This is a genomic window from Sphingobium sp. PNB (genome assembly GCF_019873065.1).
Classification (GTDB): domain Bacteria; phylum Pseudomonadota; class Alphaproteobacteria; order Sphingomonadales; family Sphingomonadaceae; genus Sphingobium; species Sphingobium fuliginis.
On record NZ_JAINEZ010000075.1, the window covers coordinates 1 to 26938 of the forward strand.

The following is a 26938-nucleotide window of genomic DNA, read 5'->3' on the forward strand; positions in this document are numbered from 1 at the left end:
TAACCCGGCACCATGAACCCGCCGCGACAATCTGTTCTCATCCTGATAGTCGCTGACCTCTCACCCAGATCGTCGCGCTATAGCCAACGCTCATAAAGGTGGCCCGCTGCCATCTGCTCGCCGAAATGGGCCGTCCACATGTTGTTATAGAGATGTGAATGGGTCGCCCCGGGACCCAGCACCAAGCTGGGCAACAATGCTCCGATTCCGACCATGGTCAGGATGAAGGCAGGTTTTGTGGTCAGGGCTTGGAAGCTGGGCATGCCCCGTCATGCCCGTCTATGGTAAATTTTGCCTTTATCCTTCCCGACCATCACTTTCCGTTAACCATTGTGGTCGATAGCGTAGGGTCTCATTTCGGGTGGACCAGGCCAAGACCCATGCGCATCTCGCTGTCGATCGTCATTCCGGTCTTCAATGAACAGGAGAGCATTTCGCTGTTCCTGGATGCAGCACGTCCCGCGGTCGCCCGAGCGCTTCAGCTCATCGGACCGGACGCTCGAGCCGAATTTCTGTTCATCAATGATGGCAGCACTGACCGCACCGGCGACATATTGACGATCCTCGCCCGTCTGGACCCCGATGTCCGCCATATCACCCTATCGCGCAATTTCGGCAAGGAAGCGGCATTGGCTGCCGGGATCGACCGGGCGAGGGGAGACGCGGTTATCCCGATCGATGTCGATCTGCAGGATCCGCCGGAAGTCATTATCGCCATGGTCCGCCACTGGCTGGCGGGGGCGAAGGTGGTCAATGCGCGCCGCGCCGACCGGTCCAGCGACGACTGGTTCAAGCGTTGGAGCGCGCAAGGCTTCTATCGCCTTATCAACCGACTTTCAGATCACCCTATCCCGGAGAATGTCGGCGATTTCCGGTTGCTCGACCGGCGGGCGGTGGACGTCATCAAGCAGCTGGGCGAACAGGCACGCTTTACCAAGGGGCTTTTCTCGTGGGTGGGCTTTCGCGTCGCCACAGTCGATTATGAACGTGCTCCACGCGAGGCTGGAAGCAGCAAATGGCGAGTCAGCAAGCTCTGGTCGCTCGCCGTGGATGGCATTACCGCCTCGACCACCATGCCTTTGCGGATCTGGTCCTATATCGGGGGCAGCATCGCCCTGATGGCCTTTGTCTATGCCGCCTTCCTGGTGCTGCACACGCTGCTGACCGGAGTGGATACGCCGGGCTACGCCTCGATCATGGTCGCCGTGCTGATGCTGGGGGGCCTCAACCTGATGAGCCTTGGCATCATCGGGGAATATCTGGGCCGCGTCGCGCAGGAAGTGCGCAATCGGCCGCTTTATGTCGTGGCGGAGGAAAGTGAGCCTACAGCGCCGCGTGCTATCCAGCCCCAAGCCAAGGAAGAGGATGAATGGACCGATCAGCCTATGCGAGCATGAGCGTACAGGAGCAGGATCATTGGTGGTTTGTCGCTCGCCGCGCGATCATCGACAGCCTGGTCCGCACCCATGTTCCGCTGCCTGCTGACGCTCGCATCCTCGAAGCGGGCTGCGGCACGGGCGGGAACCTTGCGCTGCTGGCGCAATATGGCGTGCTCGATGCCATGGAATATGACGCGGACGCCCGCGCGTTGGCCTCTGCACGCGGTCTGTGCCGGGTGGAGGCGGGCGCCTTGCCCGATGCGATCGGTTTCGGTGAAACCCGCTACGACCTGATCGCGCTGCTCGATGTGCTGGAGCATATCGATGAGGATGAAGCATCGCTTCGCGCTCTGGGTGGACGGCTCGCGCCCAATGGGCGGCTGTTGCTCACTGTCCCGGCTGCGCCCTGGCTCTGGTCGGAGCATGACGTGCTGCATCATCATAAGCGTCGTTACACGCATGATGGTCTGCTCGAAGTGGTCCGCGCAGCGGGGTTGAAGGTTGAAGTCTCAGGTCATTTCAACAGCCTGCTTTTCCCGCTCGCCGTAGCGCAGCGCTTCGCTCATCAGTTGTTGCGCCGTGACACGCCCCTGGACGCGCGTCCGTCGCCGCTCTTCAATGCCGCGCTTCAGCGGGTGTTCGCGGCAGAGCGACATCTGCTTGGCCGCCTTTCCTTCCCCCTGGGCTTGTCACTTTACGCCATTCTCTCGGTCTGACGGAGCGTTGCGCGGATCATATGGCAGCCTCCAGGTGCCGTCCCAGCAGCGGGCTGGCTCGCTCGCCGAGGCGCGGGCCGGATGGGCAGGGCGGATAAGCGCTGGAACCTTATCGACAGGCGCCAGATAGGAGCCCTTGGGAAAGGCCGCGAAGGTCTGGTCCCATGCCTTGAAGAAGGTGCAGCGCACCTCGGGTGCCGCGGGATAGAGCAAAGCGCGCCGTATCTCGGCAAGGCCGGTCAGGCTGCCGATGGCAAGCAGCACCATGAACCAGCGCCACCTCTCGCCCCGTTGCACGACATGATCGCTGACCATGACCGTGACCAGTGCCAAGGCCGTGATCGAGCCGCGCATCATGAAGTCGGTCGACCAGCCTATCTGCACGAAGGGGATGAGCATCAGCCAGGCAAAGGCCAGCCACAGGCTATCGCGCCCGAACCGCGTCGATCGTCCGGCGATCGCGAGAGGAATCAGATAGGGTAGCGTTTCGAAGGATTGGAACAGCAGCCATTGGACGAAGGGGATCGGCTGAAAATGGAAGCCGACGTCATCCGATGCTGCGCCCAGATAAATGAGCGAGGGCAGGCAAAGGAGAAGCGATGCCGCGGGCGCCATGACATCGCGCGCACGAAGCGAACGCGCGATCAGCGTTCTCACCCCTGCCAGCGCAACAAAGGGCATGGCTCCCATCAGCCCCAGCGGCGACCAGAGCGCCGTCAGCGGCAGCAGCGCCAGCCATGGAGCGAGAGGCACGCGGCCCTCCCGCCACAACATATAGCCAACCGCGCCCACCCAACCGGCGATCGCGTGCTGGGGTACCCAGAAAAGCAGGGTGATGGTCGAGGAATATTGAATCTCGGCCCAATCTTCCAGGTGACCGGTGAGCATTCCCTGCATGAGCAGGTCGCCAATCGCATCCATGCCGGAAAACAGGATGAATATAGCCAGGCCGATCAGGCGCGAGCGCTGATTTATGAACAGCTGGCTACCCAAGGCGAGCAGTAACGCCACCAGCGTGGTATTTTGCAACAGCAGGGCGATATCCGCCGCTCTTGGGCCAAGAGCCTTGAAGACCAGCGCGGGTACCAGGAACATGCCGATCGGCGCGCGCAGCAGGTCGGGCTCAGGGCGTGCCGTATAGATAAAAGGCCAGGGGTTGATGCCCATGTCCCGCAGCACGGCAAAGCGAACCTGCCAATCCACATTGGCGTAGAAGAACCGCCCTTCGCCGCTCAGTACCAACAGGCCCAGTGCGACCAGGAAACAGGTCAGCAAGGTGGTGAGGGTAATATCGCGGCTATCCTTGGTGATTTTAACGGTGAAGAAGCAAAGTCCGCCGACGATCAATGCGCCAAGCACGTAGGCCCAGCCGGGCGCGGTATCGAGAAACCGCCAAAGCAGTAGCTGGCTGCTGCCCAGAAGAGCGGCAAGAGATGTCCAGATCCAGCGTTGTGCGATGAAAATGGAGCGCTGATTCCCCGAGACCATGGCAGCGGCGTCAGTGGATGGCCCGATATGGCCGGCCGAGGTGAATGTCTCCCCCATTTTCCAGGTCCCCAAAAATCACCCGCCTAGGTCGATAGAGGAGCGGTGCCATATGGCAAAGGGCGGTAATGGAAAAAATGTGCGTTCAGTTCAACTTGCTGATCGACTCGCGCATGTGGTCGGTGCCCACGCTGGCATAGCGCTGGACCATTCTGCGCGATTTTCAGCCGCCCATGTGCATGTTGGTGAAGAGGTCGTTCCGGCCTGCTTGCAGGTTGTCTCGTGCTGCGTCTTCAGCCAATTGCTTCCCGGGATGCGGCCAGGCCGCGTGTCCTTGTAAGGCTCGCCAACGCGGTTGAAGAATACATGGCCATCACCAATCTGGCGCGGGGTTGAAAGTCGCATGCCAAAAATATCACAAGCAATGCTCCGCCTTTGACGCTCGCCCGATTATATTTAAAACAGATGTGAAACGAATGACAAAATGACACGATGGCTGGGTATCGTGCGTCTGAAAATCACTTGGCAATCAGATTCTTTCCGCGCATGAAGCCCGCAAGTGGGGGTCGGTTCATATTGCAGCCGGCTCAGACTCAAACTATTTGTCTTTGCTCAGATAATGTGGGTTATGATCAACGACCTCCCCAAAATTGTGCCAGTAATCCTGTCGGGTGGTTCCGGCACACGGCTTTGGCCCGTCTCAAGACCTGAACGTCCAAAGCAACTTCTACCGCTGACAGCGGATGAAACTATGCTGCAGCTCACAATGAAGCGGATTAAAGGCTTCAGCGCAGCGTCGATCGGCCGCCCGATCGTGGTAGCAAGTGCTGCGCATGCCAGCATCATCCACGAGCAGATCACCGTCAGTGGTTTGGAGGATTATCTCGTTCTGCTCGAACCCTTCGGCCGCAATACGGCTCCTGCTATCGCGTTGGCTGCGTTCGAAGCGCAGGCGAGCGATGCAATGCTCGTCATGCCAAGCGATCACACGATCGCTGACTTGCCTGCCTTCCACGAAGCGATTGCCCGCGCTCTACCTCTGGTGGCTGAAGGCTGGCTCGTCACGTTCGGCATCACACCGGATGCTCCCGAAACGGGCTATGGCTATATCAAAATGGGCGAGATCTGCGGAGACATGATCCATGAGGTCGTCCGTTTTGTCGAAAAACCCAATGCGGACCGTGCTGCTGAGATGCTTGCCGAGGGCAATCATGCATGGAACGCTGGCATTTTCATGTTCCGTGCTGACGCCTATCTGGCAGCATTGGGGCGGCACCAGCCCGCTATACTTGCTGCGGTCAAAGCTTCGTTGGCAGCGGCGGAACGGAATGGCGTGCAAATTGTCCCTGACCCGCAAGCCTTCGCTGTCTGTCCATCGGATTCCGTCGATTATGCCGTAATGGAACGTGAGGCCCGTGTGGCATGCGTGCCGGTAAATATGGGTTGGTCGGACGTCGGGAGCTGGGATTCGCTGCACAGCGTCAGCATCAGGGACATGGACAATAATGCCGTCCGGGGTGAAGCGATACTTTTAGGCGCACGGAATTGCCTCATTAATAGTGATGGCCCTCGGGTCACCCTGGTCGATGTCGATAACTTGATCGTGGTGATATCGCAGGGCGAGGTCATGATCCTGCGCCGGGGGGAATCTCAGAAAGTGAGGAAGGTGACGGAAGCCATCAAAGCCGCGGCGATGGCTGCCGAATAGCTTGAACGCTGGACGATCCCTCTTTCTGCTGATTCCCGGAGATATATGACGCAAACTGTTTCGATTGCCGATCTGATGTCGCTATCCGGCGTCACTTTCGGCACCAGTGGTGCGCGCGGGCTCGTCAGTGCGATGACCGACCGCATATGTTTCGCCTACACCTGCGGGTTCTTGCAACATTTGGAGAATATCGGGCAGTTCGCACCGGGAAGCCATGTGGCGATTGCCGGCGATCTGCGCCCTTCTTCCTCGCGCATCATGGCTGCCTGCGCTGCAGCTATCCACCACAAGGGCGGTCATGTCGACTTCTGCGGCTTTGTGCCATCCCCCGCTGTAGCTGCCTATGGCTTTGCCCGGGGAATCGCGTCTCTGATGGTGACTGGAAGTCACATCCCTGACGACCGCAACGGCATCAAGTTCAATCGCAACGATGGCGAAGTGCTCAAATCCGATGAGTTGGGAATTCGCGCCCAAAATATCACGCTGCCCGACCTGTTCGATGATGAGGATATGCTGGGGGAGCCGACCCCACTGGGCCCACTCATTGATGTCGCAACAGCTTATGTCGCCCGCTATGTCGATGCCTTTGGCACCGAGGCGCTACGGGGGCTGAGGCTTGGAATATATGAACATTCGGCGGTTGGCCGCGACATTCTGGTAAGGCTGGTCGAACAATTGGGGGGAGAAGCCTACCGCCTCGGCCGGTCGGAAACCTTCATCCCAGTTGATACTGAGGCTGTTCGGCCCGAAGACCAGGCTCTCGCCCGTCAATGGACGTCCGAACTGAACCTCGACGCGATTCTCTCCACCGACGGAGATTCGGATCGACCGCTGCTGGCAGACGAGTCCGGAACGTGGATTCGGGGCGATATACTGGGCATCCTATGCGCGCGAGCTCTGGGCATCAAAGCCGTAGCGACGCCGGTAAGTTGCAACAGCGCGGCCGAATTGTCTGGTTTGTTCGACACGGTAAGCCGCACCCGCATCGGATCTCCCTTCGTGATTGAGGCAATGAACAACCTGATAAATGCGGGGCAGGTCACCGTATGCGGCTATGAAGCGAATGGCGGGTTCCTTCTCGGGGCAGAGGTTCGTTTAGAAAATACGCGCCTGTCCGCATTGCCTACGCGCGACGCGGTCCTGCCGATTCTTGCTGCGCTGGTCGATGCGCGGCGGCAAGACGTCTCCTTGTCGATGCTTCAGCGTCAATTGCCTGCGCGCTATACGTTCAGCGAACGGTTGCAAAATTATCCCACTGCCCAAAGCAGGGCGCTGATCGCGCATTTGGAGGCAGGAAGCGAGGCGGAAATATTGGCGCGACTGACCGCCACATTCGGTGGTATCGCTGGTGAAGTGGACGGTATCGATCTTACTGACGGGCTGCGTATCCATTTTGCAGGCGGCGACATCATTCACCTGCGCCCAAGTGGCAACGCGCCCGAACTGCGCTGTTATACGGAAAGCGACACATCGGAGCGGTCGGTCGCCAACAATGCGAAGGCGTTGGAGGTGGTGCGCGATCTTGTGATCGGGTGACTCATCATCCTTTGGATGTCTATCTGAACGCTCGCCGGTGCGGCTTGGGCGATAGTAAATAGCTTTGCTCCTTCCGAAAAAGCCGACATGCCCACCTCCCCCAAATAGGCATGTGCGATGCGCCTCCATTGCCTCCTGTAAATTGGCCTTCTAGGGCGTAAATATGCGGTGGATCACAAGCTGGCTGGACCGTATGTCCAGGAAATGGGGACTTGGTCCCAAGTCGAACGGCCTGACTGTCCGGCGGGGCACGGCCGTGCATATCAGATTCGCTAACATGGCCCGTGTGCGCCAAGACTGGGCCACTGCTGCATCCGGTTATCGTCAGGCAGTGACCCATGAACCGCATTTGCACCATCTGTGGATTCAGCTTGGGCACATGGAAAAGGAAGGAGGCGCCATCGATGCTGCCAGAGCGGCTTATGAAATGGCTGCGCAATTACATCCTAATGATGCTGAACCCCTGCTCCATTTGGGGCATATGGCGAAGGCATGGTATCAGCCGGTGGACGCAGCCCGATATTTCATCCGGGCGTTGAACCGAGACCGGGCAAATCTGGAAGCACTGTCGGAACTAGCGCGAGCGATGCCCGACCCGGATGCAGAAGCGGAAACATGGATCGATGCGCTGACCTTGCTAGGCATCGATCCAGCAATTCAAAAACCTGAAGGTCATCAACCTCTGCCCATCGGTGCGGTCCTGCTGGACGTGACTGACCTGATCGCATTCTTCGGTAAACGCCGCTTGCCCACGGGCATTCAACGCGTCCAGATCGAGATATCGCTGGCTGCCATGGAAGGCATTGTTCGGCCGATATACTGTATCTATTCCAGCGTACAACGAGGATGGATCAAACTCGACAATGACCGTTTCGAGGCGCTTTGCCGTTTGGCTAAACAGAGCGACGATGAAGAAGATCCGGCGTGGAAAGCGCACCTGAACGACATGTACCGACTGATCGCTGTATCACGGCCGGTTCATTTCCCGCGCGGGGCCATCTTAATCAATCTGGGCACGTCTTGGGCAGATCGCAATTACTTGCTTGATATCCGGACGGTCCGGACCCGCGATGCCGTCATTTATGTTCCTCTCGTCTTCGACCTGATCCCGATGATTGAGCCGACTTGGTTCATCCAGTCGCTTGTGCGCGACTATCGCGCTTGGTTCAGGTCCCTTCTCCACTCGGCTGATGGTTGTCTCGCCATTTCCGAGGCCACGCGGCGCGATCTTGTCGAAAAATCGGCACAATGCGGTGCCCCCATGGCAGCAAGTGCCGTTCCCGTCGTTCGCCTTGATGGCGATTTCCGGCAGCTCTCGGCCAGTGTCGACGTCCTGCAGACCTTTGGCTTGGAGCCGCTCGGCTATGTCCTGTTGGTCTCGACGCTTGAACCCCGAAAAAATCACATGGGAGCGTTTAGGGCCTGGATGTCGCTGGCTGACAGTTTGGGTGAATCTGCTATGCCGCATTTGGTATGTGTGGGCGGGCGTGGTTGGCTAAACGATGATTTACACCGGATGTTGCATGAAAATCCGGGGTTACAGCGCTTGGTGCGTATCCTCCACGGCGTTCCCGATGACGGATTGGCCGCGCTGTATGAAAATTGTCTTTTCGCACTTTATCCAAGCTTCTACGAAGGGTGGGGGCTGCCGGTCTCCGAGGCCTTATCCTACGGCAAAATTCCGGCAATTTCAGGTGTTTCCTCTCTACCGGAGGCTGGTGGGTCTTTCGCTCGCTATTTCGATCCTCATGATGCCGCCCAAATCGCGGCAACCGTGCGCACACTGCTGGACGAGAAAACGCGACTTGGTGCTGAGGGAGCAATTCGGAAGAGCTACGTGCCTCGAAGCTGGCAGCAAATTGCAGCCGAGCTGATGGCGAAGGCGCAAGCGATTCCATCGCGCACGCGCGACACATTACCTCGAATCGCTGGCACAGGGGTCTGGTCGCTGTCCCTTTCACGGCAAGGGAGCGATGACATAATGTCGGGTGATCCCCTTCGCCATGGCTATGGTTGGCTGGCGCCAACCATGCAAGGTTGCGGCATCAGAGGCGAGGATGCCGCGCTGTGGTTTTGTTGGTCGGGATCGCCCAATGCGCATTTACATATTCATGTGATGGCGACAGGCGATCCCGTCACGATCGCGATTGGTTTAGACGGTCTCACCCACAAGGTTCAGTACAATGTACACGGACCCACGATCTTGTCCTATCCACTCCCCCATATCCCGGGTCCGCTGCGACTAGCTATAACACCGTCGGCAGGGGAGATAATCGTGGAGAAAATCATTATTTCGTAAGAAATATAGAGATCAGTACCGATTTTCAGCGGGTGAGCAGCAACATGACGTCATTGGTCGGGGAGGCTGCAAGGATCGCCTCCTTATGTGTTGGCTGTACGCCACTCTCGAATGTGATTTCGGCAAGACGAAAGCCGTCAGACGCTATCCTGTCGATGAACGCGCCCGGATCGGCATAACGCACGCGCGCGAATTCAAGTACGATTGTCAGAGGACGACCGCTTTGAAGGATGCCCGCCATACCGTGCCAGATCGCCTGTTCGGATGTGTCAGCATCGATCTTGATGATATCCGCGTCGAGCAATTCATTGTAGCTGTCGAGCCTACGCGTGCGGAGCAGGCGGCTTACGGTTGTGTCATCTGCGGAAACGGGATGGCCTGCGGGCAAAAGATGGGCATTTTTCGGTTCGGCGGAGGGCACAACCAGCAAAACGTCTGCCTCGACGTCTGCCAATGCCTGCTCATGCACGGTAGCAATGCCGTCAAAACCATTAATCGCAAGGCTTTGAATCATCCGCCGCGCCAAATCGGTGTTGGGTTCAAAGGCGTGAACCTGTCCCGCTGGACCGACGAGATCCGCCATCAGCAAGGAGAAATAGCCAAGGTTGGCACCGACATCCACCACCTTCATGCCGGGTTTGACCAAATCTGCCAATAATTCGGTAAGCCACATTTCCCAATAGCCGTCGAGCAGCAGATGACTTGAGAGCCCAACGTCAGAAGTATCTACAATCATCTTATATCGGCCCAGCACTCGGCACAATGAGCGCCCTTCACCCAGATAAGCGTTCGCGCAAAGTTGGCGGATCACCGCTTCGTTGCGTTGTCGCGGATAGGTTCGGAGATGATCGAGATGAAATAGCCGCATGCCGTCGTCTTTGCTGGAACCGGGGCGAAAGCGAGACAGGATATCCGTACGGGGAAAAATATGCTTCATATATCCGCCCATATGCCAAACCGAATGGTAAGGCGACAATTACCGTAAACAGCGACGGACGCATTGAGTAGCATCGCGCAGCAGGATATGGCAGCCACCATGATGCATAAAAATAGGGAACCGGCGACTTTCGGATCGCGTCTAACTGGCCCGCCTGTGCCAGTGGCGAATTTATATCGTATGATGCTCGTATCGAGATAGAAGCTCCCGCATGACTATGATTTCAAACACTTCCGGTTCCACCGGGGATCGCGGCTTTTGGCACGGTCTGAAGGTCCAGGGAGACGTGATCGGCGCCCTTCTGATGCGCGAACTGCATACCCGTTATGGTCGCGAAAATATAGGCTATCTCTGGGTTTTCCTGGAACCGCTCAGCCTGGCTAGCGCAGTCGCCCTGCTTCATGCCGGGCATGGTTTGCCTCACGGGGGCATTCATCCAGTTCCGTTCGCCATCCTTGGGTATACTTTGTTCATCATGTTTCGGGGCATGGTGACTCGTGCCGATGGCGCGTTGGAATCCAACATGCCACTACTCTATCATCGCCGTGTTACGATCTTCGACATGATGCTGGCACGCGGCTTGCTGGAGGGCGTCGGGACGACGATGTCCTACATCGTGCTGATGGGCCTTGTCACTGCATTGGGAATGTCTGAACCGCCCGCCCGCATGCTGGAATTGTTGATCGGCATTGGTCTGATGTTCTGGTTTTCTTTCTCTGTTTCGCTTTTGATATGTGCCTGGACGCACGATAATAAACTTGTTGCGCGGTTCGTACACCCGATCACATATATTTTGATGCCGCTATCGGGGGCATTTTACCAACTTTCTTGGGTCCCGCAGCCATATAAAAACTGGCTGACTTGGTTCCCATTGCCTACAATCTTTGAGCTTTTGCGATATGGCCAGTTCCATGCCGCCAAGGACACCTATGTCGATATACCCTATGTTGTCAGCTGGTGTCTGTTTCTGACATATGCCGGGCTCGTCTCTATCAGAATAACAAGACGTCGCATTCATCTTCACTAAGGTGCATATATCTTGGATCATTCATCTTCAACAGCTCGAACTTGGCTGCTAGGCTGGTTCCGCAAGCACCGTAACTGGTGTTTGATCGTGCTGCTCCCCACTGCCCTGGTCGCGATATATTATTACCTGATAGCGGCCGATCAGTACCAGTCAGAAGCGCATTTCGTCGTCAGGACGTCGGATACTCCGGCTGCACCCAGTGGCCTCAGTCAAGCGTTGACGATGGTTGGCGGGACTTCTTCCGAACGCGACGCCATGGTCGTCGCGGATTATCTGGAATCGCATGATGCAGTTGCCGCCCTGCAATCGAGGATTGGCCTGAGCCAGAGATTTCAGAGGCCGGAGGCTGATGCTGTGTCACGCCTTTGGTTCACTAGCCCGACGCCTGAACAGCTTGAGAAATATTTCAAGGGTAAGGTCGATGTGGATGTTAGTACCGAAACCGGCATCACCACATTGAAGGTCCGCAGTTTTCGGCCCGAGGATTCCTACCGTATCATCCGGGAACTACTCAAGCTGGGCGAAGGCCGGGTCAACATGCTCAACCAGCGCAACTATGCCAACGCGATCACCATGTCACAGCGTCGCGTGCACGAAGCCGAGGCCAATCTGTCGCAAATTCAGCGGCAGATCACGCAATTTCGTCTGAGTGAGCAGGACTTCAATCCGCAGGTTACCGGAGCGTCCAGAACAAGTATGGTATCCGACCTCCAGGGCCAGCTTGCTATCGCGAAGGCTCAGGAAGCCTCCATTGCTGGCGTTGTTTCCGCCAATAGTCCACAGCTAGTGGCGCTGCGGCGGCGTGTTGCAGCCTTGTCCCGTCAGGTCGTGGCGGAGGGCGCAAAATTGTCTCGAGGGCCTGGCAATGTCGCAGCGGGTATGGGTGCCTACGAAGGCATTAAGGTTCGGCAGGAAATGGCTGGAAAGCAGTTGGAGATCGCATCGGCGGGGCTTCAGCGGGCGCAGGATGACGCCCGTCGCCAGCAGTTGTTCGTCGTGCCGGTTGTCGATCCGAATATGCCCGTAAAAGCCCTGTACCCAGAGCGCACTAAAACCGTGCTGACCGCCTTTTTCACTTTGATGCTTGTTTATGGTATAGGTTGGCTAATTACCGCCGGCGTTAAGGAACATGCCGCCTAACCGGCATGGCGTGCCCGGCGCACCTGGCGCCGGGCACGCCATGAGCTTTACCGCGTGGCATTCTGGACAGCGATGACCGGCGAGAACAGCTGCCCCAAAGCCTGCACCAGCTTAAGAGGCTGGTTGGCTGAAGCGTTGCCGATATAAATAAGGTCCTTGTCTCGCATAACGAAACGTTGCGCTAGGAAGTAGTTTTGCGCCTGCATCATGTTGATGCGGTAAGCAACCGGCATCATCACACTCTCAGTGGATGCCGGCGATTTGCTCAGTTGCTCGGCTGAGCCTGCATCAGCTGTCAGACGGAACACGAACACCGATCGCGGATCGGCACGACCGTCGTTTGGGCCGCCAGCACGCGCCAGGGCCTCGGCTAGGGTTAATGTGCGGCTTTCGAACGGGATTTGCGATATCCGGTCCAGCGCTCCGAAAACGGTAAAAGTACGAGGCTGGCGGATCAATTCGATACGATCGCCGCCCAACAGCACTAGATCATCTGGAGATCCTGCGCTGATACTATCGAGCGATTGCTCCGCCATGTGGCCGCGGCGCGTGAACCGAACCATGACGTCCTGCGCGCCGGTACCGGTAGCAGTGGACGAACCAGTTTGCGCCGTCCGGCTAATGCCGCCTTTTTCTGCGATTGCATCAAGCAGTCGCTCGCGCGCCAATGAAAGAGGCAAGCGCCCTGGATTTGCTACATCCCCCATTACGACGACGGCATTAGCGATATTTCGGCGAAGGGATACAATCACCTGCGGGCTTTGGGACTGGCCCTGTAATCTCACCACGATCTCATCCTGGACCTGAGCTGCCGTGAGGCCCGCGACCTTTATGGTTCCGATATATGGCAGACTAATGTTGCCATCGCCGTCCACGACAACTCCGCCATTACCGATCGTTTCGTTGCTTGCGGAGAGATCAGCTTCGGTCCCCGTAGAAGCATTAGCGCTTCCGATATTTGCATGGCCACCAAACAAGGTGACACCTACTTCGAAGATCTCAACAGACAGGACATCGCCCGGACCTATTCTATCGACTAGACCATCGGCAGCGAGAGTGGCAAGCGCACCCGTTGGACTGTTTGTCGTCGACAATGCGGCGATATTCTCTGGCGCGATATCTATGATCTTGAAGCCGATCGTGTTCTGTTTCGTCGCGCTCCTCGAGATTTGGCTTCCGGTCGGGCCATTTCGAGGCAATGTCGTGCAGCCGCCCAATGCCGTTGCGGCTAACAGGATGAGTTCGGGTCGTACAGTTCGCACCCAGCGCTTGACGTACATGATATCACTCCAATGCTGCCTGGGCAGCGTCCGCATAATAACTAGCTGACCGCTGTTGGTGGCAGCTCGCCTTCTTTCGCAAGCGCCTAGCGCCTGATAATCTTCTGGTAAAGCTGACCAATGCGATCGGCGAACGCCGTGCGGGAGAATTTGGCAGCCTGGAAAGGCCCTCGGTCGGCGAGACGAGCCCGGAGCGCAGCGTCCCGGTCCAGCCTTCGGATGGCATTGACCAGAGCGTCGATATCATAGGGATCCACCGACAAGGCCGCGTCGCCTGTCACTTCAGGCAGTGCGCCAGTGGTACTCGACAATAGGGGAACCCCCGCGGCAAGCGCTTCCAGCGCGGGCAAGCCAAAGCCTTCATACAGGGCTGGGAAGAGACTGGCTTTCGCGCCATGGACCAAGTCGGTCAGTAATGTCCGCGGCACATAGTCGATCCGGCGAATCCTATCAACGCCAGGTAACTTTCGGCCGTGGGCGGTGCCGAGCAATTTTAGTTCGCGGTCAGCATGCCAAGCCTCTGAGCCCACGATGACGAGAGGAGTTGCAATGTCTGCCTCCAGATAAGCCTGGATTATGCGGCCCAGATTCTTCTTTGGTTCGATTGCGCCAAAAAACAGAAAATAGCCATTCATCTCCAGATCGAAAAGTTGATGCAGGCGGTTGGGCAGCGCTGCGGGATCTCGCAGTGCTGGCATGTCGCTGGTCTGGTAGCAGTTCGTGACCTTTTCGGGATTTGCATTTAACAGATCTATAATATCGGTACGCGACTTTTCCGAGACCGTAACAATTTGATCGGCCTCATGGACGCAGGTTCGCACTAGCGCGTCATAATAGCGCTTATCTTCAAGACTGGCGCGTGGCAGCCGTAATGGCACTAAGTCGTGCAGAGTGTATATATTGTGCGCGCCCGCCAGACGTACTGGCAGGGGATAAGTCCAGTGCATGATCGCGGGCGGATCGAGCATATTTAGTGTCATAAACTTACCATATCGGCGGAAGTGCCGGGCGCAGAGGTCATAAAGTTCGGCGCGATTGAAGAGCCGCTCAAAGGCAGGCAGTTGGGCGGTGCCTTCCAATGATACCGTGCGACCAGTTACGGGAATCTGGATCAGTTCATGCTCAAAGGGATGTACACGCCAGCGACGCATCCGTCGGCGCATAGTCAAGTGACCGGGAGAATCCGCGCCTAACTGTCCGAAAAAGAGAGATTCCAGAAGTTCATTGTTGGCCTTCCGCGGTATGTTGACGCCGAAGACGAGGTCAACCGAGTGGCCTAGTTCCGCCACGGCCGCAGCCAGATTGCGCCCGTAGGTTGCAACGCCGGTCCCTTGCGGCATGGCCAGATTATAGCCATCCAGCCCAATGCGGATTGCCGATAAAGCGTTGTCGGTCATGCTATCCCATAAAGTTTGAGGAGCCGCTGTGCATAGGGCTCGAGGGCAAAATGTTGCGCTCTTTTGGCTCCAAGCCTGGAAAGGCGATCGCGCAACAAAGGATCGCTGTCGATAGCGATCAGGCCGTCACGCAATGCTGCTATGTTGAGCGGATCGACAAGCAGTGTGGCGCCGCCTCCCACCTCGGCCAATGCCGGCACGTCGGCGGAAATAACGGGCGTCCCCAGCGCCATCGCCTCCGCGACAGGCAGCCCGAATCCTTCAGCTAGCGATACAAGGATCAGCGCGCGCGCGCCGGCAATCAGTTGAAGCACCCTGTCGCGGGGTTGGAGCCCCAGTCTGATCGCCCCTGGGGTCATCCTGATACGCGCGTCAACGGCTGCAGCATCGAGACCGTCTGGGCCCGAGATGACCAGTGGCGTCGGACTGCCACTGGCATGATAGGCTTCGAGCAGCCTCAGTAGGTTCTTACGCGCTTCAACGGCACCCACATACAAAAGATAGTCACCCTCGCAGAGGCTTTCTGGCAGCGCTCCCTGTCGCGCTCCCGAGATATCCGCTGCCTGGTGACAGGTCGCTACCATATGCATAGGCCAGCCCATTTGCGAAATGATCTGGCTGCGCGCAGTATCTGACACAGTCACAAATTCTCCCCCCGTATCGCGCAGCGCATTCAGCATGGTGCGAAGTCTGGCCCCGTCGACGGGGCTTGGGATCCCGGGGTCAAGTGGCATCACATCGTGCACCGTATATAGATTGCGCCATCCTCTGATCTGTAGGGGCAGCGGATAGGACCAATGCATGATGCCAGGCCGCCCCGGCAGGGCAATAGGCATAGGGCGTTTGTGCATATTGAAGAACACTTGCGCTTCGCGAAAAACGTCGCGCACGTAGAAGCCCTGATCACTGAAAAATGCCACGCGAGACCATGGCCGCGCCGCCGCCAAAAGCTTGCGGATGCGTGGGCGATGCCTTGCCGGACCGCCATCCTTCAAAACGGAAGGGCAAATGCCTGCCGTTTGCAATGCAGCGATCAAAGTGCGGGCATATTGCCCCACTCCCGTGCCAGCACCTCCATCGTTGAGCATTCGCCCGTCGATGCAGATCGGCATATTAAGCTGGGCTGATTCTGGCACCATTGCATTTGTCAAGGAAATATCAGCTTGCTCGATCCACTAGACTCATGGCCTCAAGTAATTCTTGCCGTCCCCGCATGTTTTCTGGATCAGCATATCCAAATGTGCGTAGTCCGATAACAAAATTGCGTGCATCGTTAGCAGACCGCGGATAGGAGCCTGTAACATCGATCCTTATACGTATTGCGCTGTCTTCGCCTACCTTCGCCATGAAGCGAACCGGCTGGCCATGACTGATGTCAAACAATCTTATGGCATCTGTTTCCTCGTTCGCAACCTGATCGAACAGGGTCATCATGCAGTCTGAGGCACCTGGTGCCACCGAAAACTGAATATAGGCGAGAACGGACGTGCCCGGTGCCATTTCGGTCGGTATCGAGAATGTAGGCTGCGGGCCTTTCATCCACACACCATGATTTTCTGCCCCATATAAAAACACAGAATCAATCAAGATACGCTTGGGATTCTTGAAATAAACCTTGGTGTTGATTCGATGTCCAGGGGTTATCTTGAACGAAAGTGCCCGTCCTTCCTTAAGGTTACCTTCGAAAGGCGCGATATCGGTATCTTGATATGCCTTGACCTTTTCAAGGAAGTCCGCACCCACGTCCTTCCACGTTCTGGGAACGAAACGATCGCGGATAGCTTGTGCCCGAGTGTCGCGATACGCTTTGTCCGTGATCATGCGGCGGAAAACTTCCATTCCCTGCGTGATGCTGAATGGATCTACATAGTCCACCAGGTCGCCCCCAACTTCAGGGATTGATGACGTGTCGGACGCGATGCAGGGACGGCCGTGGAACAGGCTTTCGCCGACCGGCAGACCCCAGCCTTCGACAAAGCTGGTGAAAACAGAAAAATCGCAGTTGGCATAGACAGCATTCAGTTCGCCGTCGGACAGGTTGTGCGCAATATGGAGGCGCCCGTCGAGATTGTTTGTGGCCGCCAGAACATCGGTAAGCGCGCCAATTTTCCAACCGTGCCGCCCGACGAACACTAGGTCGGGAACATCGACACCCTGGGCGATCAAACGCCTCCAGACGTTGACGACATAGAGATGGTTTTTTCGCCCCTCTATGGTTGAGATATAGGCGGCATAGCGTTTCCCCTTCACGCGTCGTAACTGTTGAGGCCATTCGACCACCTCATCAACTTCACGCGTCAGGTGATGCGCCAAGGGGACCGTTGTCATGGGGATCGGCCGCCCGCCGCTTTCAGTGATGAAATCCTTCAGCGCAGTCTGCGTCGCATCGGAAATAGTCAGTATGAAGTCAGCGGTGGCGCATAATTCGCAGATCGCCATCGAAAAATCGGTGACCAACGCTTCATCGCAAAATTCAGGATGAGTGACCGGGATGATGTCATAGACATAGGCACCCACGCGTACCCCAGCGCGCTTGGAATGTACAAAATCCCTGATGCTGTTCCCCAGTCCCCAGAAGGCTCCCAGCAGGACAATAGTACTCCCCTGCAACGGCTGAACGCGTTCTGCACCATCTTCACACGCCATCACCATTGCGCGGAGCGCGTCATGATCGACGTGCTTGCCAGAGGCATAATCGATGATGCCCATGACCAGTGCGTTATCGACCATCCAGAATTCTCCGGCAGGAAGAACCTGTGTTCTGTCCCCCGCGTCGGTCAGGATGAAGCGGACATCGACATCCGCGTCCTTAATCGCGTGTATCGCAATACCAGCTTGGACGCGCTGGATGCCCGACATCGTTACATGCGCCTTGAGATATCCAAACAGATCCTGGATCGCAAAGAAGGTCGTTCCTTCCCCCAGGCCTGTGGCAACCGTGACCTTGGCGTCGTTACGTAATAATCGGATATTACGCATCGCCTCTGCGTTGGGTGCAGCGCGGTTTGCTCGTTCATAAGCTGCTAGAGCCTCTTCGCCCCGGTCTAGGCGACGTAGGATGTCGGCGAGGTGGGTATTGGCGTCCACGTCGTTGATATCCAGATCGACGGCTGTCTGATAAGCCTCAGCGGCCTCCTCAAGCTGCCCCTGCTCCTTCCAGGCATGGCCCAGCTGAACCCAGATGGGCTGGTCCGCATTATTGAACGCAAGATGGCGCGTATAGGCATTGACTGCGCCCGCCCAATCGCGGGCGTCACGGCACTGATTACCTTTTCGGCGGTCGCTGACCTTGCGCTTGCCGTCCAATAGTTTTGAAAGCATATTTTGCTCCTACGAACCCCAAGAGGTAAATGCCGTGTTTAGGCGCTTCCTGCACGAGGCCCAATCATCCCGCAAGCCTGGGAACCCAGATTATCGTCCCCCTGCCTGGGCATTTGTCCAAAGCTTAGTGGTCCTGGTACTCCTAATGCTGGGTGTTGTTGAAGGGCATCCCGATGTTGCCCGCGCTCAACCGAAGGGGCCGTGCGATGCGGTGTCATCATTTGCGGGCAACGTGCGCGATGCGGGACCAGCGCTTCAGGCCTGCCTAGACGCTACGCCCCCAGGCGGAACAGTGGCGATCCCGCCAGGTCACTATCTGATCGCGACACCCATCCGGATATTGCGTCCTGTCAAATTGCAGACCCGGGGCCGGAGTAACATCGCCCCGCCATGCTCTGCCAATGAAGCGCGCTGCGCCCTGTTGCATCTCGCGATCGCACCCTCCTCCCAGGTGGGAGACGCGATAATGCCTTTCGATATAATTAGCGACGCTGTCCGGCTTGATAGCTTGGTATTTCAGGGAACGCGCCTGAGTGATCCTAAATTATCCGCAAAGCGTTGTGCATCTGACAAGGAAAGGCCGATGGGAGGCGGACTGAGGATAAGCGGAGATAATGTTTCGATTACGCGGTCCGTTTTCCGGGACATGGCTTGTTATACAGCGCTTGAATATGGCTCGGGCACCGGCACGGTTATTAGGAACAATTCCTTCAACGGGAACGGGACGCACAACGCTAACTTACGATGGGCCGATGGCCTTACAATCCACAATGCGAAGCGCTTTCAGGTATCGGGTAATCGGTTTCACGACAACACTGATGTGCAACTCATCTTTGGAAGCTGTGTCGGCTGTATGGTTGCGAACAATCAATTTAGTCATAGTGATGCCGAGGAAGGTGGCTCGTTCGCGGAAATCATGCTCCAGGCTTGGCCCAAGGCCACCAGCGGCGACTTCACTGGCACGAGGGTCAGGCGTAATGTGATCGATTGTGGTCCGCGGCATCGCTGTGGTTTTGGTATCATGATCGGATCGGCACCATGGTATGAAGCGCCCACCTTTGGCGGTGCTGTGACCGACAACAGGGTCAGGGGCGCCATGCTTGCGCTCAACGTGGATAAATTGACGGGCCCGATGGTGATCGAGCGCAACGATCTCAACAGTAGTTCGGGAACATATCCATCCATGTGCGGCCCGCGTAGCATTCAAGGAATAACGACGAACATATCTCCGGCTTCACGGGAATTTCTCCCTCGCCCGAGATCCAAGAACGTATCGTCCACGCATCATTGCATCTTCAATTACAAGATCTCTTCGGTTCGGCAATAGCATGTGTGTCCTACAGCGACATCACCTTGGCACATTGCGATGCCGATGGGAGCCGTCCAACCCAACACCTTAGATCGACTGCGGCCGGTATTCTGCAATTGCAGGTTCGAGCTCAGTTTGCGGCCAACTTCATCCTTGGTGCGGTAAAAGTGGTTGTTAATTCATCAGATATCATAATATTATATAATTTTTTGCGTCAAAGGTTGTTGCATAGATGACTGCCATGAATGGTAAAATTGGTCAGTGGGTAAAGCCGCGGTTGTCCGTGCATATTGTGATATCTGACACCGGGTGGATATTGGAACGGCTGGCAAAGGAGATCGCTGACCGTTTGCCTTATGTCACTTATGGTAGAAATACGGATCCGACAGCTTCGATTCAATATTACATAACCTATGGGTGTCGTGGCGGGAGGATTTCGCCGATCGAGATCGCACTGTTCACTCATCGCGAGGAGGACGCAGCTACTGCCGCTCGCTTTGATGCGGCCGCACTGGAAGTCGATCATGCTATCGCCATGTCGCGTGCTACGCTCAAATTGATCGACGCTCTTGGTGTTTCGCAATCCAGTTGCATCATGCCAGGGGTCGACATCGATGCTTTTCGACCCAAGATCAAAATTGCCGTTGTTGGTCGCACCTATCACACCGGACGTAAGGGCGAGGCGTTGGTGCGCGCAGTGATGGATGTGCCGGACATAGAATGGCACTTTACGGGTGAAGGGTGGCCGGGCATGGCCGAGCATATCGACGAAGTCGACCTTCCGGCATTTTACCAATCAATGGACTATATTCTGGTGCCTGCGCTCAATGAGGGCGGTCCAATGAGCGTGCTGGAGGCGCTGGCATCGGGTGTTGAGGTCATTGCTTCGGACGTGGGCTGGGTGTCTGACTTCCCTCATATTCCCTTCAAAAATGGGGATGCCGCCTCGCTTCGTACGGTTTTGATGAGATTGCGCGATGAACGGATGAAATTGCGGGCTTCGGTGGAACATGTTACCTGGGACCGCTGGGCTAGCGAGCACGACAAGTTGTTCTGCACGCTATTCCAGCAAATAGCTTCTCCCTCGCTTTATAGAAGTGGTGGCAAGCCGTCCAAGACGTATGGCGTGTCACTTGTCACCCACGGGTTTGAAGACACTACATTGGGAGGCCCCAGTCGACGTGTCCCAGCGACGGCACAGGCGCTCCGGTCATTGTCTGTGGCGGCGACGGCTCTTCACGACCGAATCATGCCGTCCACGGATATCGTTCATGGCTTCAACATATGGCACCCGAAAACTGCGCTGCGTGTTGCTCGAGAAGCAAAGCGACTGAATAAGCCGTTGGTCTTTTCGCCGATCTTCCTTGACCTTTCAGAGGCTCCGCTTTGGCAGGCGGACATTTTTCGCGCTTTCCGGAGGGCTGAATCGGGCGGCGAGGCCGAAACGATGGTCCGGCACTATGCGCAAATTCATCGTGAGCGATCGACCTTGCATCCATCGGCCGATCCGGAGCCGGGATATCGAGACATGGCGACCGAGATTGCGGAGCTGGCCGATGCCCTAATCTATTTGAGCGAGAGTGAGCGGAACGCTTTCAAAGACCTTGTCGGAGATGTGGGTACGTCTGAATATCTTGTTCGTAACCCAGTTGACGCTACTCATTTCCAGAATGCGCCTAGGGACCTGTTCCGTGAGGCCTATGGGTTGCAGGATTATGTGGTTTGCGTTGCCCGAGTGGAGCCGCGCAAAAATCAGCTGATGCTGGTGAACGCCTTGAGGGATAGTAATCTGCCGATCGTCCTTATCGGTCATGAAGCGCATCCCGAATATGCTGATCTGATCAGGCGCTTTGGCGGTCCGGGTGTCGTCATGATAGACCGGTTGGAGCCAAATTCGGATATGCTTCGTTCCGCGATCGCCGGCGCCCGCGTTTTTGTTTTGCCAAGCTGGGCGGAAGGGGCGCCACTGACAGCTCTTGAGGCTGCCGCAACCGGGGCCAACATGGTACTCAGCGATCGTTCCGGCGAGTGTGAGTATATTGGAGACCGTGCTCGCTATTGCGATCCGTCCTGCTCGGACTCCCTCCGCGACGCTGTTCGGGAAGCGTGGGATGAGCCCATTACCCCTGCGCAAGCTCTTGACCTCGCAAATCATGTCAAGGAACAATTCTCTTGGGAGAAGCATGTTCAGCAAACGCGAGCCGTATATGACGAAGTGCTGCACCGTTTTACAGAAATTCGTACAAAAGAAGGAAATAGGGGGGGCATCTTTGCTGCCAAAACCGGTCATGGTGATATTATTCTTGATGTCACTACCTGGGCCAATAATGCCAATATGTTATCCGGCATAGTCAGGGTAGAGCGATCGATAGGAGAAGAATTGAGCAAGAGAATGGATTTATCCGTTCGTTTTGTTTTCTATCATTCAAATGAAATTGGGTTCCTAGAAATACCTAGAGAAGTAATAATTAAAGATATTTTGAATGCCTATATGGTTCGCCTTATGTCGCAGAAATTAAACAAGAAAAATGCAATTATATTCTCTGACAACAGTGACATTATTTCGGTTGGCAGTAGCTGGATGCTTAATTCCGATTATGCCATGGAACTAGCTCATTTTGCGCGTGGTCATAAATTGACTTTGACAGTGCTGATGCACGATATGACCCCCGCGCTGTTCCCACATTGGTATGAGGGCAACTATGGGGAACGTTGGGAGCGGAATTGTGCGATAATCCTTGAGCACACGAACCGTTTGCTCGTCTATTCGGAAAGCACGCGTAGAGATGTTTCTGCCTTTGCGGAAAAATATGACATAACCATGCCGACGGTTGCCAAAATCCGTCTGGCTGATGAAGTGGGCACGTTTGAATCAAAATCCACTCCAGAAGGAATGCGAGCCCAGGAGTTTTTCCGCAGCCGTCCATTCGTGCTGAGTGTTGGCGGAATTCATCTTCGCAAAAACTATGGGCTCCTTTACGATGTTTGGCTCATTCTGCGGGAAAGGATGGGCGACGCCTGCCCTCATCTTGTGATCGTGGGCGGCGTTTCATGGAATGGCGCTGAGACCGCACGCGTCATGCGGGATGACCCGAAAGTCAATTCACATATCCATATTCTGGATAATATCGACGATAGCTCGCTGGACTGGCTTTATGACAAGGCTCTGATGACGGCTTATCCCTCGCTATATGAGGGTTGGGGATTGCCGGTCGGCGAAAGCTTGGCGCACGGTAAGATTTGCCTGTCTTCCAACCGGTCGTCGATGAAGGAAATCGCCCCGGATCTTACGGACTTGATTGATCCCTTCGACCGCATCCGCTGGGCATCCATGATTCAACATTATTCCACGTCATCAACATCCCGGGCGACCCGTGAAGCCGAAATCAGGGAAAATTTCACCGTCACTTCCTGGAGCGAAACAACCGACCATATCGTCGAGGCTCTGGCCGCAGAAATGAAAGTGCGCGCGGCCACCGTTTATAATCTGGGCGACGTCGCCTTGGTTGGCAATCATGGTGAGGGAGCGTCTTATCTGCCGTCGGGGTGGTATGGCTCTGAAGTGTGGGGACGATGGGCTAAATCGACTATCGGGACCATCGAATTGCGGTTTGCTCATGTTCCAGACGAAGATGTTGTTCTCACTGTCCTAGCCAAAGTTTCGAAGCCAAGCCACGAACGGCTTCGTTATGAAGTGCGTGCCAATGATCGGGTCGTGGGACTATGGGAATTTCCGCCTGTTGCAGTTGGAGAGGAGACAGCAGATTTGTTGATCAACCGGGTGGTTATCCCGCAGGAGATTATCAACAAAGATGACTGTCTTGTCATAGAGATGATCGGTGATCATGCCTTTGCTGTTCGGGAGGTATTCCACAGCTCCGAAGATGCCAGGCGCTTGGGTATCGGTCTTAGCGCGTTCATGGTCGAAAGAAGGTCTCAGGCAGGGGACGCTGCCATATTGTTCAGTACGCGTGAAGACATTCGTGCTGCCCTGCAAGTTGAACCATCGGTTGATCTGCCCCGTCGGCTTACCGAAACGATCCATCGTCCCTCCGTTACGCCCGACGAGAGGATACATGATTTCCGGCCCTTCTGCCGAATCGGATCGCCTTATGGGGGAGATGGCGTTCATGCCCAAAACAACTGCCTGAATCTGGCGTTCGGCGTTGCGCGCCTCCGGTTTGATCGCCCTGTCAGGATGCAATTCGTTATCGATGCGCCCCACGCCTCCCCCGGACATCCGATAACGATAATATTGTTCGTTAACGACCATTGCGTATCTGCCATAGAATTGCAGGATGATATCCCCACGGTGGTCGACGTGGAAATTCCTACCACTCTTTTAACTGAATCGGACCCGTTGTACGTTTCCCTCTTTGAGGCTGGGGGAAAAAAGGCTGGGAAGTCAGATTTCTTCGTCAGCATGATGAGTTTCAGTCAGGATATGCTGTTGCCCAGCCAGAAATGGCCACTGATGACTCCGGGCCAGTTTCTTCGTCCAGGTTCCGATCCGGATCGGCAGCGGCTTCCGGACCAGATGCTGTGTGGTGGCTGGCATAATCCCGATGGTGCAGGAATATGGTCACTAGCAGATACGGGGCGCATTTGTTTTTCTGTCGACCCCGATATCGTTAGAGATGGCGTTCTCCTGCTGGATCTTTCCCGCATGGGCAGTGACCGGCAGGACGATAGCATAACAATCCTCGCCAACGGCGGCGCTAAAATCGCCGAAGCTAAGATGCCGGGTGGAACTGCGTTGCAGCACCGGATACTCGTCCCGTTGGACGCTGCGGCCAATAGCCGGGGCGAGGTCGATATTCGGTTGATACCCAATAATCCGAACTGGCCGAGCCGAAGCGAAGCGCATCCGGACTATCGGCGGTTTGGCGTGCAATTGCTCGGTCTTGAATTACGGACCTTTGATGGCGCGGGCGGGAAATTGCTTATGCTGGATGGATGGCATGATTGGGAACCGGATGGTCGCTGGTCGGCGGCTTCGTCGGTGACTTTTGCCTTCCGGACAAGGGATGTAGCTCAAGCTCCAGTCATCCACGCAGAAGTGCTACCCGGATCCTATGGAGATGTCGGTGTGTCGCTTCACTATGCGGTCAATGATGAAGCATCGTTGGAGATGCAGGTTATTCCCGGAGAAAACCAGGAGATTTTGCTGCCACTGATCGATTTCGTCGAGCCTGGCATCCACCGGGTAAGTTTGAGCGGAATTGAGCCAGTGAGCCCGATGTCGCTGGGGCTTAATGAGGATCCCAGGCCGCTTGGCATTCGCTTGAACTCCGTTTCCTTCGGGGCCGCTCGCGAAATAATGGATAATGGATGGGAAGGGAATCTGAGCGAAATGGGGCCGGCTGAGGAGGTTTCGTAAGCGGCGCCAGAACCTCTTTCAAAACTGCAAAAAAAACGTTGATTTTCCGGGGATTTGGAGAGATTTTTTCTTTCTCGTGGTATCGCTTTGTTTCAGGAAATGCCCCGAATGGAGCTCAAAGCCGCAGAAATCCATGCCTTTCCGGCACGCGATACCCCCTATCGAAAAAAACGACGAAAAGGCCTATATTTTGGGATTGGCCTTCAGCCGGAACCGATCCCAATATTTTAAACAGCATGCCGCACCGCTCTTCAAGGCCAGCAGCGCGCCCAAGCTTCCTGCGCCAATGATCACGGTTTCGCACCGCGACGGGGCGCACGGCCGGGGAGCATTGCCGATGAAGGTTGTCACACCGTCCTTTTTCCGGCATGGGAGCCTTATATGCGGCCGTTGGTTGGTTTGGAGGGTGGATGGATGGCGCGCCCTTTCGCACCACTGTCTGCCCTGAAGAAATCTTGGGCGGCTAAGATGCGCTCTCCAAGCACGGAGCTTTTCTGAAGATGATGATGTCGGCCCCGGTGGGGAACAAGTCTCCAGGTGATGTGATGCACCTGACTGTCGACGACTATGAAAGCTTCGTCCTGAACGGCCAACGGGGTGATCGGTCTATACAGACGGTTGGAAAATCCGGCTTCCTTGTCTGCGGCCCCTATCGCGCCTGCAAAGCCGGCGTCTACACCGTGGCTGTTCTTGGCGAGGTGGAGAATAGCGGCGCGAGCGCAATTGTTGACGTGGTTTGCAATTCCGGGCTGCATGAGTTTGTGAAAACCGACATAACGGCACAGGCTGGACCCGGCCTCATAACGATTTTCTCTCTGAATATACCCCAAGACGTCAGTGACCTCGAGATCCGCCTGACGGTTGCGGACGATACGCGACTGAAGTTCCAAGGCGTCCGGATCCACGGCCGGGACGTTGATCGGGACTATGCTATTCTGAACAAGAGCTATGCCAATGATGCTCATTGGTCCGTTATATTGTTTGGATCCTACCTCTCTTACGTAAAACCTGAAGTCCCCTTCTATCTGGTTATCCCAAGGCGGGATGAAGCGCTATTCGATAGGCTGTTTGATAGCGCTTCTGTTACGGGGTTCGTCGAAAGACTGCCGATAATCCTGTATGAAGATTGGGTGTTGGAGAAGACTGGTAATGTCCCACCGGCTTATTTCGACGGTTGGCATGTACAGCAGGTTGTTAAACTGGCCTTTTCCAAGCTCGGCTTGTCAAGGTATTACCTGACGTGCGATTCAGCCCAGTTCTTTACGCAACCATTCGACTTCGGAACAGCCTTATTTCGTGACGGCGTTTTGTGCACCACGGCCCGCCCTCTAGATCGACAGGAAATAAATCAGCACTTCATTGATACGGGCGAACAATGTTGGCTGAGAGGCAATCTCGTTTCGGCCGGCGTGGCATTTGATGCCATTGACGAACATTTCAGTGCGCGTCTTAACCCACTCAAATATCATTATATCGGGTGTAACGGCATATTTGATTCAGATATTTGCCTCTCTCTCGAATCGCGCGCGGCAGATTTCGGCTACACCAACCTTTGTGGTTTGATCGCGGTGAGCCCCTACGAATTTGCCTGGTACGGTGCGTTTGTGACCTATTGTCATCCAGAGCTGTTCAAGCCGATCGAACCCTGCATACTACGGCCGATCATCGAACCCGACCAATTGTTGGATGGCGCAGCGCCGACCGGTGAGGACGGGTATTTCGGCTATCTTTTTCAGAAGCCCGCCTGCGACACCTTGCAGCCAATGCAGACATATTTGGCTTGCCTCGCAGCCTGAACAGATCGATGGGCGCGGCCAGGGCAGTAGTTGATCGACGAAACCAGGCTAGGTCCGGCGATTGCTACAGGGTCAGGTCCGGTCGCCGCCACCCTCAAGAATGCCGGACGGTGCTCTTCACGCCAAAGTAGGGCCTCCTATCCGTAACCGCCCGGTTGTTACCGCGGCGGCTGAGCCTTGAAGCGGGCGGCAAGTTCGGGATCATCGACGAAGTCGTCGAGGAAGGCG

At 56.0% G+C, this 26938-nt stretch carries 16 protein-coding genes; 10 read left to right on the forward strand and 6 right to left on the reverse strand.

The window, feature by feature from the left end; all coding sequences use genetic code 11:
- Nucleotides 1-380 precede the first annotated feature (380 nt).
- A complete protein-coding gene (locus K7W03_RS20490) occupies nt 381-1397 on the forward strand; it encodes a glycosyltransferase family 2 protein (protein ID WP_222887200.1) in 1017 nt (338 codons plus the stop codon).
- The gene (locus tag K7W03_RS20495) at nt 1370-2095 is read left to right on the forward strand and encodes a class I SAM-dependent methyltransferase (protein WP_222887201.1); all 726 of its coding nucleotides are present in this window, start codon (nt 1370-1372) and stop codon (nt 2093-2095) included. Before K7W03_RS20490 ends, K7W03_RS20495 begins: the two co-directional genes overlap by 28 nt.
- Here the strand turns inward: K7W03_RS20495 and K7W03_RS20500 are convergent.
- Nucleotides 2069-3640, reverse strand: coding sequence for a hypothetical protein (locus K7W03_RS20500; RefSeq protein ID WP_226870349.1), 1572 nt, complete (start codon nt 3638-3640; stop codon nt 2069-2071). The genes K7W03_RS20495 and K7W03_RS20500 overlap by 27 nt on opposite strands.
- Nucleotides 3641-4208: 568 nt before the next feature.
- On the opposite strand from K7W03_RS20500, the gene K7W03_RS20505 reads away from it, so the two are divergent.
- The 3 genes from K7W03_RS20505 to K7W03_RS20515 all read left to right on the forward strand — a co-directional run bounded on the left by K7W03_RS20505 (nt 4209) and on the right by K7W03_RS20515 (nt 9123).
- A complete protein-coding gene (locus K7W03_RS20505) occupies nt 4209-5288 on the forward strand; it encodes a mannose-1-phosphate guanylyltransferase/mannose-6-phosphate isomerase (protein ID WP_222887202.1) in 1080 nt (359 codons plus the stop codon).
- Nucleotides 5289-5333: 45 nt separating this feature from the next.
- Nucleotides 5334-6824, forward strand: coding sequence for a phosphomannomutase (locus K7W03_RS20510; RefSeq protein WP_222887203.1), 1491 nt, complete (start codon nt 5334-5336; stop codon nt 6822-6824).
- A gap of 277 nt (nt 6825-7101) precedes the next feature.
- A complete protein-coding gene (locus K7W03_RS20515; protein ID WP_222887204.1) occupies nt 7102-9123 on the forward strand; it encodes a glycosyltransferase family 4 protein in 2022 nt (673 codons plus the stop codon).
- A gap of 25 nt (nt 9124-9148) precedes the next feature.
- Here K7W03_RS20515 and K7W03_RS20520 read toward each other — a convergent pair whose 3' ends face one another.
- Complete coding sequence (locus K7W03_RS20520; protein ID WP_025550139.1) at nt 9149-10060, reverse strand: FkbM family methyltransferase; 912 nt, start codon at nt 10058-10060, stop codon at nt 9149-9151.
- A 211-nt stretch (nt 10061-10271) separates the two neighbouring features.
- On the opposite strand from K7W03_RS20520, the gene K7W03_RS20525 reads away from it, so the two are divergent.
- Both K7W03_RS20525 and K7W03_RS20530 read left to right on the forward strand, forming a co-directional pair.
- Entirely contained in the window at nt 10272-11087 is an 816-nt protein-coding gene (locus K7W03_RS20525; RefSeq protein ID WP_226870350.1) for an ABC transporter permease, read from the forward strand.
- Between the two features lie 12 nt (nt 11088-11099).
- Nucleotides 11100-12227 (forward strand): lipopolysaccharide biosynthesis protein, encoded by a 1128-nt coding sequence (locus K7W03_RS20530; protein WP_222887205.1) that lies wholly within the window; start codon nt 11100-11102, stop codon nt 12225-12227.
- Nucleotides 12228-12274: 47 nt separating this feature from the next.
- Here the strand turns inward: K7W03_RS20530 and K7W03_RS20535 are convergent, their stop codons facing one another.
- From K7W03_RS20535 to K7W03_RS20550, 4 genes are all read right to left on the reverse strand, one after another.
- Complete coding sequence (locus tag K7W03_RS20535) at nt 12275-13507, reverse strand: polysaccharide biosynthesis/export family protein (RefSeq protein ID WP_222887206.1); 1233 nt, start codon at nt 13505-13507, stop codon at nt 12275-12277.
- Between the two features lie 86 nt (nt 13508-13593).
- The gene (locus tag K7W03_RS20540; protein ID WP_222887207.1) at nt 13594-14904 is read right to left on the reverse strand and encodes a glycosyltransferase family 4 protein; all 1311 of its coding nucleotides are present in this window, start codon (nt 14902-14904) and stop codon (nt 13594-13596) included.
- A complete protein-coding gene (locus K7W03_RS20545) occupies nt 14901-16055 on the reverse strand; it encodes a glycosyltransferase family 4 protein (protein WP_222887208.1) in 1155 nt (384 codons plus the stop codon). Before K7W03_RS20545 ends, K7W03_RS20540 begins: the two co-directional genes overlap by 4 nt.
- 7 nt (nt 16056-16062) lie before the next feature.
- On the reverse strand, nt 16063-18225 hold the full coding sequence (locus K7W03_RS20550) for a glycosyltransferase (RefSeq protein ID WP_222887209.1): 2163 nt from the start codon (nt 18223-18225) through the stop codon (nt 16063-16065).
- A 466-nt stretch (nt 18226-18691) separates the two neighbouring features.
- Between K7W03_RS20550 and K7W03_RS20555 the strand changes: the two genes are divergently transcribed.
- The 3 genes from K7W03_RS20555 (at nt 18692) to K7W03_RS20565 (ending at nt 26710) form a co-directional block, all read left to right on the forward strand.
- On the forward strand, nt 18692-19552 hold the full coding sequence (locus K7W03_RS20555; protein WP_128830881.1) for a right-handed parallel beta-helix repeat-containing protein: 861 nt from the start codon (nt 18692-18694) through the stop codon (nt 19550-19552).
- 214 nt (nt 19553-19766) lie between these two features.
- A complete protein-coding gene (locus tag K7W03_RS20560; protein ID WP_222887211.1) occupies nt 19767-24914 on the forward strand; it encodes a glycosyltransferase in 5148 nt (1715 codons plus the stop codon).
- A 500-nt stretch (nt 24915-25414) separates the two neighbouring features.
- Nucleotides 25415-26710, forward strand: a complete 1296-nt coding sequence (locus tag K7W03_RS20565) for a DUF6492 family protein (RefSeq protein ID WP_222887212.1) — start codon at nt 25415-25417, stop codon at nt 26708-26710.
- Nucleotides 26711-26938 lie beyond the last annotated feature (228 nt).

What these genes read in the sequence shown, in the direction of transcription:
- K7W03_RS20500 (WP_226870349.1), bottom strand. Translation starts at nt 3,640, where the DNA reads ATGGGGGAGACATTCACCTCGGCCGGCCATATCGGGCCATCCACTGAC.
- K7W03_RS20490 (WP_222887200.1), top strand. Translation starts at nt 381, where the DNA reads ATGCGCATCTCGCTGTCGATCGTCATTCCGGTCTTCAATGAACAGGAG.
- K7W03_RS20515 (WP_222887204.1), top strand. Translation starts at nt 7,102, where the DNA reads ATGGCCCGTGTGCGCCAAGACTGGGCCACTGCTGCATCCGGTTATCGT.
- K7W03_RS20505 (WP_222887202.1), top strand. Translation starts at nt 4,209, where the DNA reads ATGATCAACGACCTCCCCAAAATTGTGCCAGTAATCCTGTCGGGTGGT.
- K7W03_RS20535 (WP_222887206.1), bottom strand. Translation starts at nt 13,507, where the DNA reads ATGTACGTCAAGCGCTGGGTGCGAACTGTACGACCCGAACTCATCCTG.
- K7W03_RS20540 (WP_222887207.1), bottom strand. Translation starts at nt 14,904, where the DNA reads ATGACCGACAACGCTTTATCGGCAATCCGCATTGGGCTGGATGGCTAT.
- K7W03_RS20560 (WP_222887211.1), top strand. Translation starts at nt 19,767, where the DNA reads ATGACTGCCATGAATGGTAAAATTGGTCAGTGGGTAAAGCCGCGGTTG.
- K7W03_RS20495 (WP_222887201.1), top strand. Translation starts at nt 1,370, where the DNA reads ATGGACCGATCAGCCTATGCGAGCATGAGCGTACAGGAGCAGGATCAT.
- K7W03_RS20555 (WP_128830881.1), top strand. Translation starts at nt 18,692, where the DNA reads ATGCCTTTCGATATAATTAGCGACGCTGTCCGGCTTGATAGCTTGGTA.
- K7W03_RS20525 (WP_226870350.1), top strand. Translation starts at nt 10,272, where the DNA reads ATGACTATGATTTCAAACACTTCCGGTTCCACCGGGGATCGCGGCTTT.
- K7W03_RS20565 (WP_222887212.1), top strand. Translation starts at nt 25,415, where the DNA reads ATGATGATGTCGGCCCCGGTGGGGAACAAGTCTCCAGGTGATGTGATG.
- K7W03_RS20510 (WP_222887203.1), top strand. Translation starts at nt 5,334, where the DNA reads ATGACGCAAACTGTTTCGATTGCCGATCTGATGTCGCTATCCGGCGTC.
- K7W03_RS20520 (WP_025550139.1), bottom strand. Translation starts at nt 10,060, where the DNA reads ATGAAGCATATTTTTCCCCGTACGGATATCCTGTCTCGCTTTCGCCCC.
- K7W03_RS20550 (WP_222887209.1), bottom strand. Translation starts at nt 18,225, where the DNA reads ATGCTTTCAAAACTATTGGACGGCAAGCGCAAGGTCAGCGACCGCCGA.